This window comes from Pseudoalteromonas mucoides, from assembly GCF_049257175.1.
Lineage (GTDB): Bacteria > Pseudomonadota > Gammaproteobacteria > Enterobacterales > Alteromonadaceae > Pseudoalteromonas.
In genome coordinates, this window is the sequence record NZ_JBMMUC010000018.1 from 99,586 (window position 1) to 114,897 (window position 15,312).

Genomic DNA, 15,312 nt, shown 5'->3' on the forward strand with positions numbered 1-15,312 from the left:
TATTAAATCGTATAAAAAAATTATACATCTCAAAAGGCTTTTAATAACCTAGTAGCTGATTTTTTAAATGAAGTATCGATAGAACTCAAAGCCAGATATTCAATACTGATACTCGAGAAGATATTGCTGACGTAAATAAGTAATGAGTTAATCGACAGTCATTTAAAAACAGCGGCACCATAATTTAATGAAGCAGTTTTAAAATCTCAGCTGTACTATATAAAGCAGGTAAACTTACAAGTAGCTAAGTTAGCACTTAAAAAGTTGGCACCAGACAACCAACAATTTACGTTAGGGCGCTTGTCTGTAAATTTACTTAACGAGTTATCACGTAAAAATGCACCTATATATAGTAGCGCTGTTACAGTCAGCAGCGCTCAAATTGAAAAGTTCTTAACGGGCCAACTAGCAATTGAGCAAATACACGAACTAATGAACGCTGTTCAAAACCCAAATACGTTTGCTTATATAGGCAACCAAGTAAAAATATCGTACCAGAGTTTTATGATCACAGTTGAGCTAGGCCCAACGTTCAATACCATCATAGCTGCCGAAAAAGTTTAAATATCGACAGCTCAAAATATTTAAACAGTGTTTAAAAAGCGTTTAAAGTGTATTTAAAGGAAAGTTAAACGATCAACAATGATCTAATTCTAAACGTACAATGAGCAGGAATGATCGGTTAATGAGTCAGTTTGAACAGGTTTTGTCTAAAACCAAGCGTAATCCAAATTTATCTAATATTGCGCTCAGGGTTAGCCAAACGCAGTAATAATGGTCTTTTCCAAAAGACGAGGGCGAAAATCCTCATATCATCATTATTCTAGAAATGAACAGCCCCTTACACAAGGGAAACAGGTTTAAGTAAAAGAAGATACTGTATTTAACATAATATAAATTATAGGTTATTAAAGTAATGCGCTATTTAGTGTGTTTTTAATGGTCTGCACACTCTCGCTATGTCCAATACTAGACGGTATCGGACATTAAAGTGGTTTATTTCAAATAGTTGGTTTTATTACGGTATCTTTCTTGAGCTTCATTATCGCTTAGCTTAGTATTGAAACTACAATTTAAGCTGTATCACAAGAAGTAAACAATATGGAATTTGTGCGCCCGTTAGAACCTATTTTGATTATTGATGATGTTCAAGATATTCGTGACTACTTAAATCAAATCTTAACTGAGTTAGGCTTTGAAGATATTTTAGAAAGCCGTGATTTTGAATCTGCAAAATCATTAATCAAAGAAAAATCTCCTAATGTCATCTTTCTCGATATTGAGTTGCCAGATACCGACGGTACTGAAATTCTCGAGTTTTTAGATGATAATTACCCACATACCCATGTTGTGATGTGCTCTGGGCATAATAGTTTAGAGAACGTACAAAATACGTGGGAGCTTGGCGCTAAAGGTTTTATTGCTAAACCATTCAACGTAAAAAAAGTTGATACAGTAATGAAGCGATTAGAAATAGTCGAACATTTTTAAGGTTACTATGCACTCTACAGTTACAGCTATTATTGATGATTTATCACAGGTAATTTTTGGTAAAAAAACACAAATTAAACTCGCGTTAACCTGCTTATTTAGCCAAGGCCATTTACTCATTGAAGACTTGCCTGGTATGGGTAAAACCACATTATCTCATGCTCTTGCATCTGTATTAGGCCTGTCATACCAACGTGTTCAATTTACCAGTGATCTACTGCCATCAGATATTCTAGGTGCAAGTATATTTAATTCGAGTGAGCACACTTTTACATTTCATAAAGGGCCGGTTTTTAGTCAAGTGGTGTTAGCCGATGAAATAAATCGAGCCGGTCCAAAAACGCAAAGTGCTTTGTTAGAAGCAATGGAAGAAAAACAAGTATCAATGGATGGTGAAATATACCCCCTACCATCCCCGTTTTTTGTGATTGCTACACAAAATCCATTATATCAATCAGGTACTTACCCTTTACCAGAGTCACAATTAGATCGCTTTATGATGCGAATTAGTTTAGGTTTTCCACCAAAAGAAGCTGAAAAAAAGCTTATTTTAGGGGGTAATAATCGAGATTATGACTCCCTGCCAAAACGAATTAATTCTTCTCAATTGATTGATATACAGTCAGAAATTACAAAAGTTAGCATTGCTGAACCCATTGTTGATTATATTATTGAGCTTGTATCTTATACCCGAGAAAGCGGAATTTTTGCAAATCCGTTATCACCGAGAGCTAGTATAGCATTAGGTAAATCTGCACAAGCTTGGGCGTATATCGAGGGTAGAGATTTTGTCACTCCAGATGATGTACAAACTGTTTTTAAAAGTGTGGCAGCTCATCGATTAGGAATTGATGAACAAACAAGTGAATTACAAATAAAACAGCTATTAAACGCTGTGCCAGTTCCTTTGTAATATATGCTATTTGCAAAGATGCTCAAGAACAAAAAGAGTGGTTTTTTATTTGCTGACTTCAAACAAGCACTCTTTAGTAAGCTGTTAAAAAACAAACATACAGGTAATACGCTTACCCTAAAACATAATACGATTTATGTTTTACCTTCAAAAATGGGCTGTGGTTTTTTATTTGTTGCCGTTCTAAATTTTATATTAGGAATTAATTACCAAAACAACTTAATTTTGGCCATGGCTTATTTAATGTTAGTTGTTTTGGTACTGGCTATTTTAATTGGTTACTCCAATGTCAAAGGTTTAACGATACATTTCAAAGCAAAAAATAATGACTACTCCCCTATTTCACCCCGCTTAGTTTTCGACATTTCAACCGATAAGTTCTGCCAGTCATTTAATGTTATTTATCAAAAACAAATATTGCATCACCTAGATAACATAAAAGATAGAACAAACATTACAGTATCCTTGCCTTATAAAAACCGAGGTAGCTATCCGTTAAAACGCATTAAATTGCTAAGCCAATACCCGTTTGGTTTAGTTTCTGTTTGGAGTTATATGCAAATCGAAGAAACTGTTTTTGTATACCCTGAGCAAATTAATCCAAATAAAAATAATAACTTAATGGTTGATGACCATAATTCTAATGGCGATTTAAAACGTGCCAATGGAATTGATGAATTTGACTCCTTGGTTGATCACCAACATGGTATGGGCTTGCAAAGAGTATCCTGGAAGCATTATGCAAAAACACAGCAACTTATGGTGAAAGAATTTGTTAACTTTGCTTCTACACCGATGACCTACGATTATTCTCAATTACAAGGTAATGCCGAAACAAGATTAAGCCACTTAAGCTATTTGATCACCCAAGCTCATTTGCATGATCATGCTTTTGCCCTTAAGTTAAATAGTCAGCTTTATTCAATGGCTAAAGGCTCAGAACATTTTAATGCCTGTTTAATGGCATTGAGTCGTTTTAAGGTAAACACTGAGAATCAAGATGCCGACCATTCATAACGAAAAAGCAATAAATCTCACCTTGTCGATAGTTTATGGCTTGGTCGTTTTATTTATTATGTCTGAACTGACTCCCATATTTACTGCGTTATTGGCCTTGTTGTGTGCTTGGAATTTTACAATCACCTTAATGAAGAAGCCTAAACCAAGCACATTATATGCAAATATTTTGGCCGCTCTTTCTCTTGTTTTATTACTTTACGATATTGGATTTGGTGATACGGTAACTTTGTTTGTTGCTATGCTTATTTTGTCCAGTTTGTTTAAATTGTTGCAAGCAAAAACCAAAAAACATTATCAATCAATTGTTTTATTAAGTTTTTTTAGTCTCTCTACCGTTTATCTTTTCTCACAGTCAATCATTGCAACATTATGCGTGAGTATTTTGTACGTGTTTAATTTTGCAGCGCTTGCACTTATAGAAAATAAACATAGTTTAAAGATAGCGTCTAAGCAAAGTGGTAAAATGTTATTGCTTGCTTTACCTATCGCTGTTTTTTTACTGTTATTTCTACCCAAACTCCCTGCGTTTTGGCAGTTACCTGGGCCAAAACTTGCGAAAACAGGGTTATCTGAAAGTGTTAACCCTTTTGATATAGCAAAACTATCTCGTTCAGATGAGCTTGTTTTTAGAGCGAAGTTAAGTGCTAATAATCCCCCTGCACCACCATACTATTGGCGAGCTATAATTCATGATGAATTTGATGGGACTACGTGGCTAGTATCGGACTTATTAAAGAGCCAGCAACGAAATAAAACATCTGCAAAAGATGCCCCCCAATTTGAATCGCAATACAACATTATTGCTGAGCCCTCATCAAAGCCTTGGTTATATGGCATAGGCCAAGCTTATTCAACAAACCCTGATGTGAAAAGTACAGAGCAAGGTTTGCTTATTCGTAAACGGTACTTAAGTAATAATATAAATTATGAAGTTAAGACTTCGTCTTTTAATGATTCGCCATTAAATAAAATTAATCGATATCAGAACTTAACACTTGGAAATTCTGAGCTAAATAATGTGCAATCTCAGCAATTAGCGCTGTCTTTATATAAAAACAGTAACAACGACAGTGAATTTTTAACTGCTTTGACAGAGCATTTCTCAAATCAAGGCTTTGCTTATACTCTTACGCCAGAGCCTATGATGGGTGATAATACTATTGATGAATTTATGTTTAATAATAAACGGGGCTTTTGTGGTCATTATGCCAGTGCAGCTGCGTTTATGTTTAGAACTGTAGGAATTCCAGCCAGAGTTGTATCGGGTTATTTGGGTGGAGAATTAAATGAGCAAGATGATTACTTAAGTGTATATCAATACGATGCTCATGCATGGGTCGAGGTATTTATAAAGGGTAAAGGCTGGCAAATTTTTGATGCAACCGCGGTTGTTTCTCCAGAGCGATTAACAGGTTCACTGTCACAGATGCAATCACTCAATAGTGAGTTTACTAATAACTTAGAATTTAGTTTGCTCAGGTTTAACCAAATACCTGGGTTTAATTGGTTGCGTTTAAATTTAGAAAACTTAGATTACAAGTGGACAAATTGGGTGCTTGGCTTTGATCAACAAAAGCAAAGTTCATTTTTGAAACGCTTGTTTGGTAATAGCCAACTATGGAAAATTTCATTATTTGTCATTTTAACTATCATCATTATTTTTATTAGCTATTTTGTTTATTTAAATTGGCCAAAAAAACCTATGTTGGATGAGCACCTGCTAGCAAAGCATTATAAAGAGATTCAACTTTGGTGCGCTAAAAACGGTTTTAATCAAAGTACCCACTTCACACCACTGCAATACCTCAAGCTAGCGAGTGAGCATTTTATTGAAAAAGGTTCATTTTTCCTGCAGTTTGCTCAGTTATACAGCGATGTACGATATAAAGGTGAGGAATTTACTCAGCAACGTAAAAATCATAGCTGTGATCTGGTAAAATCAATTAAAACAAAAGCTAAGAGATCTCTATGAACGCAGTTGTAATTGGTGTTTTATTAATGCTTGGGCTAACGTTGGCTCGTGTAAATGTTATTGTTGCTATGACACTTAGCGCGCTGGTTGCAGGGTTAACTGCAGGGCTAGGTTTATCGGAGACATTAAATGCATTTAATGCGGGTTTGTCTGGCGGCGCAGAAATCGCGCTTAGTTATGCCATGCTGGGCGCCTTTGCCGTTGCGATTTCAAAATCAGGTCTCACTAGGATTCTAGCCGCAAAATTGTTATCGCAAGTGAACACTTCAAATAAAGGCGAAACTGCGCTTAGTTACTTTATATTATCGATAATACTGATATGTGCTATTTCATCACAAAATCTTATTCCGGTGCATATCGCGTTTATTCCAATTTTGATCCCACCATTATTAATTGTGTTTAATAAACTACGATTAGACCGCAGAGCCATTGCCTGCATTCTAACGTTTGGACTCGCAACTTCATACATGGTCTTACCCTATGGTTTTGGCGGAATTTATTTATATTCAATATTACATAAAAACTTAGTTGAAAACGGACTGCAAATTATAAATACGCAAGTACCTATGGCCATGATAATTCCAGCCATTGGCATGTTCATCGGACTTTTGATTGCTGTGTTCATCAGTTACAGAAAACGCCGTAATTACAAAGTCAATGAACTTGAAGAGCAAACTATTAACGTAACAGTGCAGCAGCCAAAAAAAGTTTTACTGGTCGGTATTACCGCGGTATTAACATCATTAATAGCGCAGAATGTGAGTGGCTCTATGATATTAGGCGGCCTTGTTGGCGTTATGATTTTCAGCTTATTTGGTATTGTTAAATGGGAGCAAAATAACGACGTCTTTAGTAAAGGTGTCGCTATGATGGCAATGATTGGCTTTATTATGATTGCAGCACAAGGCTTTGCTTCTGTTATGAAAGCAACAGGTGATGTTGCGTCTTTAGTGCAAAGTGCTGCTGGTATTATCGAAGGTAATAAACCTTTAGCAGCAGCATTAATTTTATTGGTAGGCTTAATGATAACCATGGGAATTGGTAGTTCATTTTCAACGGTGCCAATAATAGCCACCCTATTTGTTCCATTATGCTTAGAGTTAAACTTTTCTGTTATGGCGACTGCTGCTCTTGTTGGTACGGCTGGCGCTTTAGGCGATGCCGGCTCCCCTGCTTCTGATTCAACATTAGGCCCAACTTCTGGCTTAAATGCTGACGGTCAACATGACCATATTTGGGACTCAGTAGTGCCTACCTTTATTCACTTTAACCTACCACTGCTTGCTTTTGGTTGGATAGCTGCCATGGTGTTATAACCGTTTTGCTAGAATTAAACATTACTCTCTTTGACCTATTCAGTATTCACTCTCTACTCGGTGATTAGATTATTTAATATAAAGATATAGTATGATGTGTTCTTTTGTGGGTGTAATAATAGCACTCACAAGGAGTGCTATTGAATATTCTAAATTTAAAAACCGAATATCATTTTATCGCACACAACCGGTGTAGGTCTGTGGTTATCATCAACAGCAACAAAGGTAAAGCTACCTGTAATAGCTGAATGCTTGTCATCTTTGTGCATTGTTTCAAGAAAGATTTCTACATCAACACGTAAGCTTGTATTTCCTACATGAACCACTTTTGAGATTAGTTCAGCAAATGTGCCTGCCGGTATCGCTTCTTTAAAATCAACTCTGTCCGATGAAATCGTCACTAAGGGTTTACGGCAAAAACGTGTTGCAGCAATAAAGGCTACTTCATCCATCCAAGCAAGAGCATCACCACCAAATAACGTATTGTGGTGATTTGTACGGCCAGGAAAAACAGTTTTTGTTACTGACGTAGTTGAGTCTTTAATACGCTGTGCAATGATTTCATCGCGATTAACTTCAGTTGTCATGTTCTCTACTTTTTATTAGCTAAGGTGTCTAACATCATAAGTGCAGGATCGAGGCGTTCACCCTTCCAGTTAAATCGCCAGTCTAAATGCGGGCCTGTTACACGCCCTGTAGCACCTATTTCAGCTATTTTTTCACCACGTTTTATCTCATCACCTACTTTTACATCTAATTTACTTAAATGAATATAGGTAGAAGTCACACTGTGTCCATGATCTAAAATCAGTGTGCCGCCAGAATAATATAAATCATTATTAGCAAAAACCACCGTTCCACTTACTGGTGCATACACAGGACTGCCTGTTTTATTCGCAATGTCCAGACCAAAGTGAGGACGACGAGGTTCACCATTAAAGTAACGTTGGCTTCCATAAACACCAGAAATACGCCCTTGGGCAGGTTTATAAACAGGGTCTAAAAAGTACGTTAAATCAGAATCAACTTTGCGGGCATTTCTAACAGCAACTGCTTCGCGACTAATTCGCTCACTGACTTCTTTAGGTGGAGACACATATTTTTTTGCGACACCGGTAATTTTATCAATATCGTAATCGCGTTTGGTGATCAACAAAGGCTGTTTATGAGTTTTACCTTCAGTGTCTACCCAGCTTAATTCATGATTTAGCTTTGCATCTCGACCAAAGCCAAACACAAATGTACCATTAGCCGTGGTTTTTAACTTTTCACCGTTAAAGCTCACTGATTTTGCACCATCAAGCTGGCCTGTCACTAAACCACCTTGAGTGAGATTACCTTTTAATTCTACAGCATGAGCAAAAACGCTCAACGATGTAAGTACACTTGCAAGAATCAATTTACGCATAACAAATAGACCCCTTAGCAACACCTTCATACGCTGTAACTTTGACATCAGAGTCGCTGTATTGTGCCTTAATTTGCTGAGCTAAATAAGCAGCAATACATTCTACTGTAGTGTCTACCGGTAAAATATCACAACGTTCACTACTTATTGCCATTTCAAAATAACCTTGTGCTGCGCTGTACGCAAAACAAAGGTCCGACTCTTTAGCATGAACATGTTTTAATTCTGACGCGTCAATTTGATCTTCAGCAGTAGCTAAATAAATATCTTGCCATTTGTCAGCCCACTGCTTTTGAATGCGCGGCATGGACATACCATTTAATGAAACGCCCAGCTGCGAACGATGCCCATGAATAATACGCTGACAATTACCATCATGCTTTTTAAGTCCATGACTGTAATGATAATAAAAGCTTTTGCTATGCTCAGGTTTTAATTCAATTTCAATTTTATCAATATTGCTTGGTAACTGCGGCATGATAGTCGCTATTAAAAAATCTATAACAGCTTGCTCATTGATAACGGGGGCATCAATTAAACAGTATGCTTGATTAGGTGCACTCATCGCTAAATGATGGATATCACCAAATGTACAATCAAGTGTTTTATAGTCCCCATGAGATACAACTTCACCATTTATTTGTGAAGGTATCGCTAATTTATGGTCTATGCACTCATCAATGATGCCTTTGATTTGTTTTTTAACTAACCCAAAATCAAGCACCATAGACTCTTCATTTAACTTGCCATGCAAAGTTAAATCAACAATCCAGCTCTCGCCAACTGCGCCTCGTTTATTACACAGATAAGAAAAATCAATTACTGTAAGTGCGTTAACAAAAAGGATCATAAACTTCCTTTATACTGGTTAAAAAATCAAACTGATTATAATGATTTTTACTCGTAATTGCGCGTTCTAATCGCACAATTAGCATGTTCTTTACCTAATAGGTGATATTTCATGCAAAAACATTGTTTTTTTAACTGTTCAGAGTTGTTTAGCGTACAAGTGTACGCTAAAGTACTCTGCAATTTCTAAGCGACGAAAAAGTGTTATGGAACCTAAAAATAGCTATACAAAAGAAGAGTTGATCCTTTGTGGTCAAGGTGAAATGTTCGGTGAAGGCAACTGCCGCTTACCAAGTGATAACATGTTAATGATGGATCGCATCATCTCAATTACTGATGATGGTGGCGAGCATGGTAAAGGTCAAATCGTTGCAGAACTTGATATTGACCCAAGCCTATGGTTTTTCGATTGTCACTTTAAAGGTGACCCTGTTATGCCTGGTTGCCTAGGTTTAGATGCAATGTGGCAACTTGTTGGTTTTTTCCTTGGTTGGTCTGGCGGTCCAGGTTTAGGTCGCGCATTGGGTGTTGGCGAAGTAAAGTTTACAGGTCAAATTTTACCCACTGCGAAAAAAGTAACTTATCGCTTAGAGATGAAACGTGTTATTAAGCGTAAATTATTTATGGGTATGGCTGATGGTACTGTTGAAGTAGACGGCCGCGTTATCTATGAAGCGAAAGATCTTAAAGTAGGTTTATTCCAAGATACGAGCGCATTTTAATTAAAGTGCTGCAACAAAAACGCCCTCAATCGAGGGCGTTTTTGCTTAAAATTCGTTTATAAAATTACGTTTTGTACATGTTGCGATTTTCTATCGCTTCACGCCAACCACCTAACCACTCTGATTTAGGGTCTACTTGTTGATAAGGGCAAATATCTTTTGAACGTCCTGCCAAACCTGCTTTAAAACCTTGAGAATGAGCTCTTTCTAACCGATCTCTTTTCTGTCTCTTCATAGGTAAATCCTCACCTTTTATATTTATAAATTTGTAGTGTTAATGACATCTACAATTAATGAATAGTTAATAAAACTGTTAAATTCAAATCATAAAAGCAATTAAATAAATTGACTTTAACTAAGCTGCTGATGCGAAAATGAATTAACATTTCAAAAAGCAAAGTGGTCAAACCACTGATGTACATTCAATATTTATATAAAAAAATTACGACTATCTAATCGCTAACATGCAGTATCCTGCTTTAAATGTGACTACCTATGTAACGCAAAAGTTCATCAATAAATTGTAATTATGACAACTTTATTGCAAGCATTTAATATTTATAATTTTATAAAGTGAAATTTAAAAATGTGTAAATAACATACAAAGTGCTTGCATATATAAATACGATCGGTCTAATATGGGTTATGCAAACAAACGAGCAAAATCCACCAAGACGTGGTCGCCCACCAAAAGTAGTTCGTAGTAACGCTGATACCAAAGCATTACTTATAGCTACTGGGCTTGAAACATTAACCGAATTTGGTTTTAGTGCCACTGGGATAGACACAATTTTAAAAAAGGTAGGTGTCCCTAAAGGTTCTTTCTATCACTACTTTAAAAGTAAGGATGATTTTGGCTTAGCAGTAATAGACGCATACAATGATTACTTCATTGCAAAATTAAACCGATACTTAAAGCAAGATGATGTACCTCATTTAGAACGCTTGATAAATTTTACTCAAAGTGCCGCAACTGGTATGCAAAAGTATAACTTCAGCCGTGGTTGTTTAATTGGTAATTTGAACCAAGAGCTTAATCATTTATCAGCTGAATTTAAAACCAAGCTATTGCACAGCTATGAACAATGGCAGCAGAAAGTACAACAATGTATTGAAGGCGCGCAAGAGCAAAAATTAGTCAGTAAACATATCGATGCCGCTCAGATAAGTGAATTTTTTTGGGTTGGTTGGGAAGGTGCTGTAATGCGCGCAAAACTAGTCAAAAACTCACAACCTTTAATGCTATATACAGAAATGTTTTTACGTGCACTACTGAGGTAGTGCCTTTTTTTATCATTTAAAAGACGATCGGTCTAAAAGGATTCGTAATGGAAAATTTATTCAACGCTATTGTTATTAATCAATCAGACGATACCCCCTACTGTGCAAAGCTAGACACAGTAGATACGAGTGCGTTACCTGATAACGATGTAAGCATTGATGTATTGTACAGCACTCTTAACTATAAAGATGGACTTGCAATCACAGGCAAGGGGCCTGTTGTGCGTTCTTTTCCTATGGTGCCGGGAATTGATCTAGTAGGTAAAGTATCCAGCTGCAAAACAGATGAGTTTCAACCTGGCGATACTGTCATTTTAAATGGCTTTGGCGTTGGCGAAAAATTTTGGGGAGGGCTTGCACAAAAAGCCTGTTTAAGTTCCGATTGGTTAATACCCAAGCCTTCAGGTTTAACTGCAAAGCAAACAATGCAAATAGGCACTGCGGGCTATACGGCAATGCTCAGTGTAATAGCCCTTGAAAAACAAGGTATCACCCCTGCTTCTGGTGATATTTTGGTTACAGGCGCTAATGGTGGTGTTGGCAGCTTTGCTATTTATTTACTTAACAAGCTTGGTTTTAGTGTAGTTGCAGTAACCGGACGACCAGAGCAATCTGAGTATTTAACACACCTAGGTGCAAAACAGATAATTCATAGAGATGAGTTTTCAAAACCAGGCAAGCCTTTAGCAAAAGAGCGATTTGCAGCAGCTATCGACTCTGTTGGTAGTCATACTCTTGCTAATATTTGCGCATCTTTAAAATACGGTGGCGTTGTCACAGCCTGTGGTCTTGCTCAAGGCATGGATTTACCAGCATCGGTAGCGCCCTTTATTTTACGTGGAGTTTCACTCATTGGGATTGACAGTGTCATGCGCCCTAAAGCCGACCGAATAGAAGCATGGGATAGACTCAGCTCGTTAGTAAGCGCAGAATACCTAGACACTATTAGCAATGAAATAACCTTAAAAGATGTGATCAATTGTGCTAATGAGTTAATGGCCGCAAATGTAAGAGGCCGAATTGTGGTTAATTGTCAAAAATCTTAATCCCCTTTTTTATATAAAGCTGTTAAATAAATGACAGCTTTCGATTTTAATTTCTACTATCTAATTATTGATATAAAAATTATAATTACAATATTAGAAATGAAATGAGAGTAACCATGAGTAACGAAGAATTATTTGGCAATAACCCTTTGCAAGGCGTTAAACTTGAACAGGTAGTATCTGAGCTAGTTGATCAATACGGCTGGGAATTATTACATGCTTACTTGCAATTAAATTGCTTTAAAAATAATCCAGATCTAAAGTCTGCGGTAAAATTTTTACGTAAAACTCAATGGGCACAAGACAAAGTTGAAAACTTTTACCTTTACCGCTTAAAAAACTTACCTAAACCTGATGATGTGCAATATCAACTACCGCCACGTGACCGTGTTATTCCTGCTGATCACAAACCAGGTGAGCCATGTGAATTAAGTTTTAGTGATGCAAAGCGTATCCAAGCTAAAAAAGAAGCTAAAGACCGTGCTCGAACTCGAAAGCAACGCTCGAATGCAAGCAACCCTTGGGGTAACTAACCTCTTTAGAGCTATGATTATTAGCTAGCTTTGCTAGCTTTGCTAGCTAATAATTTATTACCAGTAAAATGTTCTACCAGTTTGGTGCATTGACTATCCAATTTTGTGCAGTGCAAAAATAGTCAATTTTTATAACCAATAAATCATTTATATAAAACCCCTTTTATATCTTAAATATACAAACTATCTGTTAAAACCGCATTCTCTACTCATTATTCCTACATGGTCAATATCTTGCTTTATCGGGATGCAGCAACGTATGTTTGCACTGTTCAATAAGGGGTATTAAGTGAGTAGTAGATCTATGTATTTGAATAAAGAAGAAAGGACTTGGTTACCTTATTTAGGTCGCAATGGAAAATTAGCTCTAGGTTTATCATGTTTTTTAAACCGTAATCGCACAACATTTATTAAAAATACCTTTGAAGGAATTTCAAATACACGACTCGAAATTCTACAAGATTGGACCAACAGTCAATGGCAATTTTTACAAAGTGTTGCCAATGAAATAAAACAAAGCAACCTCAGTGAGTGCAGCGAATTATTAGCTATAAAATTAAAGCACACTCATGATATATCAGAACTATTTTTAATTGCGCAAACAGCACAAGTGCAAGCTTCAAGTCATCAAGCGCATATTGGCCACAGTACTTTAGCACAACTAGCTGTTCAAGAAGGATTTAAAGGGCCATTCCTTCATGGGCCTTACAAAGATATACAAACAAAACAATTAGGCCCAACCTCATCTAAGTTTCATGATGCTGTAACATTGATGTTTTATTTACCTATTAAATTGGCTAATGAGCAAACTTATTGTTTGTGTGCACGCGTGCCAAATGATGTGATTGGCGATCTAATTCAACGTGAAGCTGGGCACATATATCAAGAATCGGGTGATAACTACCTATTTATGGTCAAAGCTAACTTTGATAAATCTATTGAAGCCGGCACTGCCCTATCTCGTTCTAGATTTGAAGATCGTACATTTTCATTGGGAGATAACCTCAAAGATGGCGTTAAAACTGACTGGGGCGTACTTCAAGTTAAAGACCATACAGAGTTAGAACTCAAATTTACCGACCCCGCAACTGGTAAATTACACCCAGGTGTGCGCGAAACGATCAAATCAGGTAGCAATATATTTGTAGACTATCCTGGTTACTCAGACTACCGCCACGTTCCTGTCATAGGCAAAGGAGTTACATTCACTCTTCCAGGCTCTAAAGATACATGGGGAATGATGTGTGAAGGTGACCTCGAAGAGGTTTATCGTAGTCGCTCGATCAGTCATACACTTTTACGCCAACACTTTTTTTATAGCTCAATAGTTGCATTTACAGCACCCATTTGCCACGAAATTTTAGGCCTTAACTGGTTTGCATCTGCAGGTATGACATTGGCTACTTTAACTATGACAAGTGTATTATTCGCAAAAAGCGGCCCTGCAAATGTAGCAAGTAAATTGCAGAAAATGACAGATGTAATTAGAGGTATAGCTGAAGGTGGTGGTAACTTAAAGCAGCGTTTAGAAAGTCGGCTATTATCAAATGATGAAACTGGTGAGTTAGGAAAATGGATCAACAGTTTCATTGATAGTCTTGATAGTACCGTTGGTAAAGTTATTAATGTATCTAACGATGTTCAACTAGCAAAACAAGTATTAATACAAAAGCAAGATGAGTTCAGTCTCAATGCTAATACTGTGTTAGCTGAAACACAAAAGTTACTGTCTCGAATTGAAATTCAGCTCAATACTATCAATGACGCCACTAATGAAGTTGAGATAATCCGAACTAATTTAGAAACCGCAGCTGCCCAAAGTGTCATGCAATTTCAAACAATAAGAGAACAAACTCAAGGTATCCATAACTCAATTGATACCTCTAGCAATACCATTCAAGGACTTCATAACCATGTAAATAATGTTGGTTCAGTGGTGGGTATAATAAGCCAAGTTGCTGATCAAACTAATTTACTCGCGCTTAATGCTGCTATTGAGGCCGCCAGAGCCGGTGAACAAGGCCGTGGATTTGCAGTTGTCGCTGATGAAGTTAGAAACTTAGCGGCAAGAACTGGCCAAGCAACCACAGAAATCAGTCAATTGATTAGCAAGATACAAAGTAGTGCTGCCCAATCAGTAGAGATTATGCAATCAAGTATGCAAAGTGTTGAAAAAGATATGCTTTCAACTGAAGAAATCATACACGATGATACTGAGTTAAATGAAACATTAGCCCATATGATTGATACGCTAACAGGAATAAACAAAGAAGGAACGCAGCAGCTCAAAAGTGCGCAACAGGTTAATGAGATAAGTTCATTATTACAAAATTCACTGCATGAAGTGCGCCTTGGTACGAGCTCTGTAGATAGGAGTGCCACTGAGCTTGAGCGCTTAATTTCACGTTTTCAAGTAACAAACAACTAAAAATACAAATTAACATTACGTTAGGTAATGACGACTTAACGTCACAAGGTTTAGTGTCATTGAATGATATTTGGATCAATATTCATTACGGGAGATGAACCACTCATTGCACTTCCTGTTAATAAAAAGCGCATGATGGATGGTGTGGGGTCTGGAGGAGACCTCCGGCTACCCGATTATGTGAATTAATACACCTTTCCAATTATTTCCGAGGGCGTTCAAAATTCTGTGTCAGCTTAAAAATTAAAGATCGAGCACGTTATCTAAACGCCCCTTAAAATAAATCGCCAACTGAGATAAACACAAGCTCCAATTGTGGATTGGCATGGTCCA

At 37.0% G+C, this 15,312-nt stretch carries 15 protein-coding genes; 11 read left to right on the top strand and 4 right to left on the bottom strand.

What is annotated here, in order from left to right; genetic code table 11:
* Nucleotides 1-264 precede the first annotated feature (264 nt).
* The 6 genes from AAEU30_RS18075 (at nucleotide 265) to AAEU30_RS18100 (ending at nucleotide 6,712) form a co-directional block, all read left to right on the top strand.
* Entirely contained in the window at nucleotides 265-564 is a 300-nt protein-coding gene (locus AAEU30_RS18075) for a hypothetical protein (protein ID WP_421961731.1), read from the top strand.
* Between the two features lie 537 nt (nucleotides 565-1,101).
* On the top strand, nucleotides 1,102-1,491 hold the full coding sequence (locus AAEU30_RS18080) for a response regulator (protein ID WP_421961732.1): 390 nt from the start codon (nucleotides 1,102-1,104) through the stop codon (nucleotides 1,489-1,491).
* A gap of 7 nt (nucleotides 1,492-1,498) precedes the next feature.
* A complete protein-coding gene (locus AAEU30_RS18085) occupies nucleotides 1,499-2,404 on the top strand; it encodes an AAA family ATPase (protein WP_421961733.1) in 906 nt (301 codons plus the stop codon).
* A gap of 18 nt (nucleotides 2,405-2,422) precedes the next feature.
* Nucleotides 2,423-3,421 (top strand): DUF58 domain-containing protein, encoded by a 999-nt coding sequence (locus AAEU30_RS18090; protein ID WP_421961734.1) that lies wholly within the window; start codon nucleotides 2,423-2,425, stop codon nucleotides 3,419-3,421.
* On the top strand, nucleotides 3,405-5,396 hold the full coding sequence (locus AAEU30_RS18095) for a transglutaminase TgpA family protein (RefSeq protein ID WP_421961735.1): 1,992 nt from the start codon (nucleotides 3,405-3,407) through the stop codon (nucleotides 5,394-5,396). Before AAEU30_RS18090 ends, AAEU30_RS18095 begins: the two co-directional genes overlap by 17 nt.
* Entirely contained in the window at nucleotides 5,393-6,712 is a 1,320-nt protein-coding gene (locus AAEU30_RS18100; RefSeq protein WP_421961736.1) for a Na+/H+ antiporter family protein, read from the top strand. Before AAEU30_RS18095 ends, AAEU30_RS18100 begins: the two co-directional genes overlap by 4 nt.
* Before the next feature lie 155 nt (nucleotides 6,713-6,867).
* Here the strand turns inward: AAEU30_RS18100 and AAEU30_RS18105 are convergent, their stop codons facing one another.
* Genes AAEU30_RS18105 through AAEU30_RS18115 form a run of 3 tightly spaced genes read right to left on the bottom strand, consistent with a single transcriptional unit; the run spans nucleotide 6,868 to nucleotide 8,970 of the window.
* Nucleotides 6,868-7,299: an acyl-CoA thioesterase gene (locus AAEU30_RS18105; RefSeq protein WP_421961737.1), complete on the bottom strand. Its 432-nt coding sequence runs from the start codon at nucleotides 7,297-7,299 to the stop codon at nucleotides 6,868-6,870.
* Nucleotides 7,300-7,304: 5 nt separating this feature from the next.
* Nucleotides 7,305-8,120 carry a M23 family metallopeptidase gene (locus AAEU30_RS18110; protein WP_421961738.1) on the bottom strand — a complete coding sequence of 272 codons (816 nt, stop codon included), beginning with the start codon at nucleotides 8,118-8,120 and terminating at the stop codon, nucleotides 7,305-7,307.
* Nucleotides 8,113-8,970 carry a 6-carboxytetrahydropterin synthase gene (locus AAEU30_RS18115; protein ID WP_421961739.1) on the bottom strand — a complete coding sequence of 286 codons (858 nt, stop codon included), beginning with the start codon at nucleotides 8,968-8,970 and terminating at the stop codon, nucleotides 8,113-8,115. Before AAEU30_RS18115 ends, AAEU30_RS18110 begins: the two co-directional genes overlap by 8 nt.
* Nucleotides 8,971-9,175: 205 nt before the next feature.
* On the opposite strand from AAEU30_RS18115, the gene fabA reads away from it, so the two are divergent.
* The gene (gene fabA / locus AAEU30_RS18120; RefSeq protein ID WP_421961740.1) at nucleotides 9,176-9,691 is read left to right on the top strand and encodes a bifunctional 3-hydroxydecanoyl-ACP dehydratase/trans-2-decenoyl-ACP isomerase; all 516 of its coding nucleotides are present in this window, start codon (nucleotides 9,176-9,178) and stop codon (nucleotides 9,689-9,691) included.
* A gap of 64 nt (nucleotides 9,692-9,755) precedes the next feature.
* Here the strand turns inward: fabA and rmf are convergent, their stop codons facing one another.
* A complete protein-coding gene (gene rmf, locus AAEU30_RS18125; protein WP_058558798.1) occupies nucleotides 9,756-9,926 on the bottom strand; it encodes a ribosome modulation factor in 171 nt (56 codons plus the stop codon).
* Nucleotides 9,927-10,336: 410 nt separating this feature from the next.
* Between rmf and acuR the strand changes: the two genes are divergently transcribed.
* From acuR to AAEU30_RS18145, 4 genes are all read left to right on the top strand, one after another.
* Nucleotides 10,337-10,972, top strand: a complete 636-nt coding sequence (gene acuR, locus AAEU30_RS18130) for an acrylate utilization transcriptional regulator AcuR (RefSeq protein ID WP_421961741.1) — start codon at nucleotides 10,337-10,339, stop codon at nucleotides 10,970-10,972.
* Between the two features lie 47 nt (nucleotides 10,973-11,019).
* On the top strand, nucleotides 11,020-12,018 hold the full coding sequence (gene acuI / locus AAEU30_RS18135; protein WP_421961742.1) for an acrylyl-CoA reductase (NADPH): 999 nt from the start codon (nucleotides 11,020-11,022) through the stop codon (nucleotides 12,016-12,018).
* A 116-nt stretch (nucleotides 12,019-12,134) separates the two neighbouring features.
* Nucleotides 12,135-12,551 carry a VF530 family protein gene (locus tag AAEU30_RS18140; protein ID WP_290208392.1) on the top strand — a complete coding sequence of 139 codons (417 nt, stop codon included), beginning with the start codon at nucleotides 12,135-12,137 and terminating at the stop codon, nucleotides 12,549-12,551.
* Nucleotides 12,552-12,840: 289 nt separating this feature from the next.
* A complete protein-coding gene (locus AAEU30_RS18145) occupies nucleotides 12,841-14,979 on the top strand; it encodes a methyl-accepting chemotaxis protein (RefSeq protein WP_421961743.1) in 2,139 nt (712 codons plus the stop codon).
* The last annotated feature ends 333 nt before the right edge of the window (nucleotides 14,980-15,312 follow it).

Bases quoted from the DNA above. Each gene is read 5' to 3' on its own strand.
- AAEU30_RS18115 (WP_421961739.1), bottom strand. From the start codon at position 8,970: ATGATCCTTTTTGTTAACGCACTTACAGTAATTGATTTTTCTTATCTG.
- AAEU30_RS18105 (WP_421961737.1), bottom strand. From the start codon at position 7,299: ATGACAACTGAAGTTAATCGCGATGAAATCATTGCACAGCGTATTAAA.
- fabA (WP_421961740.1), top strand. From the start codon at position 9,176: ATGGAACCTAAAAATAGCTATACAAAAGAAGAGTTGATCCTTTGTGGT.
- AAEU30_RS18080 (WP_421961732.1), top strand. From the start codon at position 1,102: ATGGAATTTGTGCGCCCGTTAGAACCTATTTTGATTATTGATGATGTT.
- rmf (WP_058558798.1), bottom strand. From the start codon at position 9,926: ATGAAGAGACAGAAAAGAGATCGGTTAGAAAGAGCTCATTCTCAAGGT.
- AAEU30_RS18095 (WP_421961735.1), top strand. From the start codon at position 3,405: ATGCCGACCATTCATAACGAAAAAGCAATAAATCTCACCTTGTCGATA.
- acuI (WP_421961742.1), top strand. From the start codon at position 11,020: ATGGAAAATTTATTCAACGCTATTGTTATTAATCAATCAGACGATACC.
- AAEU30_RS18085 (WP_421961733.1), top strand. From the start codon at position 1,499: ATGCACTCTACAGTTACAGCTATTATTGATGATTTATCACAGGTAATT.
- acuR (WP_421961741.1), top strand. From the start codon at position 10,337: ATGCAAACAAACGAGCAAAATCCACCAAGACGTGGTCGCCCACCAAAA.
- AAEU30_RS18090 (WP_421961734.1), top strand. From the start codon at position 2,423: ATGCTCAAGAACAAAAAGAGTGGTTTTTTATTTGCTGACTTCAAACAA.
- AAEU30_RS18100 (WP_421961736.1), top strand. From the start codon at position 5,393: ATGAACGCAGTTGTAATTGGTGTTTTATTAATGCTTGGGCTAACGTTG.
- AAEU30_RS18110 (WP_421961738.1), bottom strand. From the start codon at position 8,120: ATGCGTAAATTGATTCTTGCAAGTGTACTTACATCGTTGAGCGTTTTT.
- AAEU30_RS18140 (WP_290208392.1), top strand. From the start codon at position 12,135: ATGAGTAACGAAGAATTATTTGGCAATAACCCTTTGCAAGGCGTTAAA.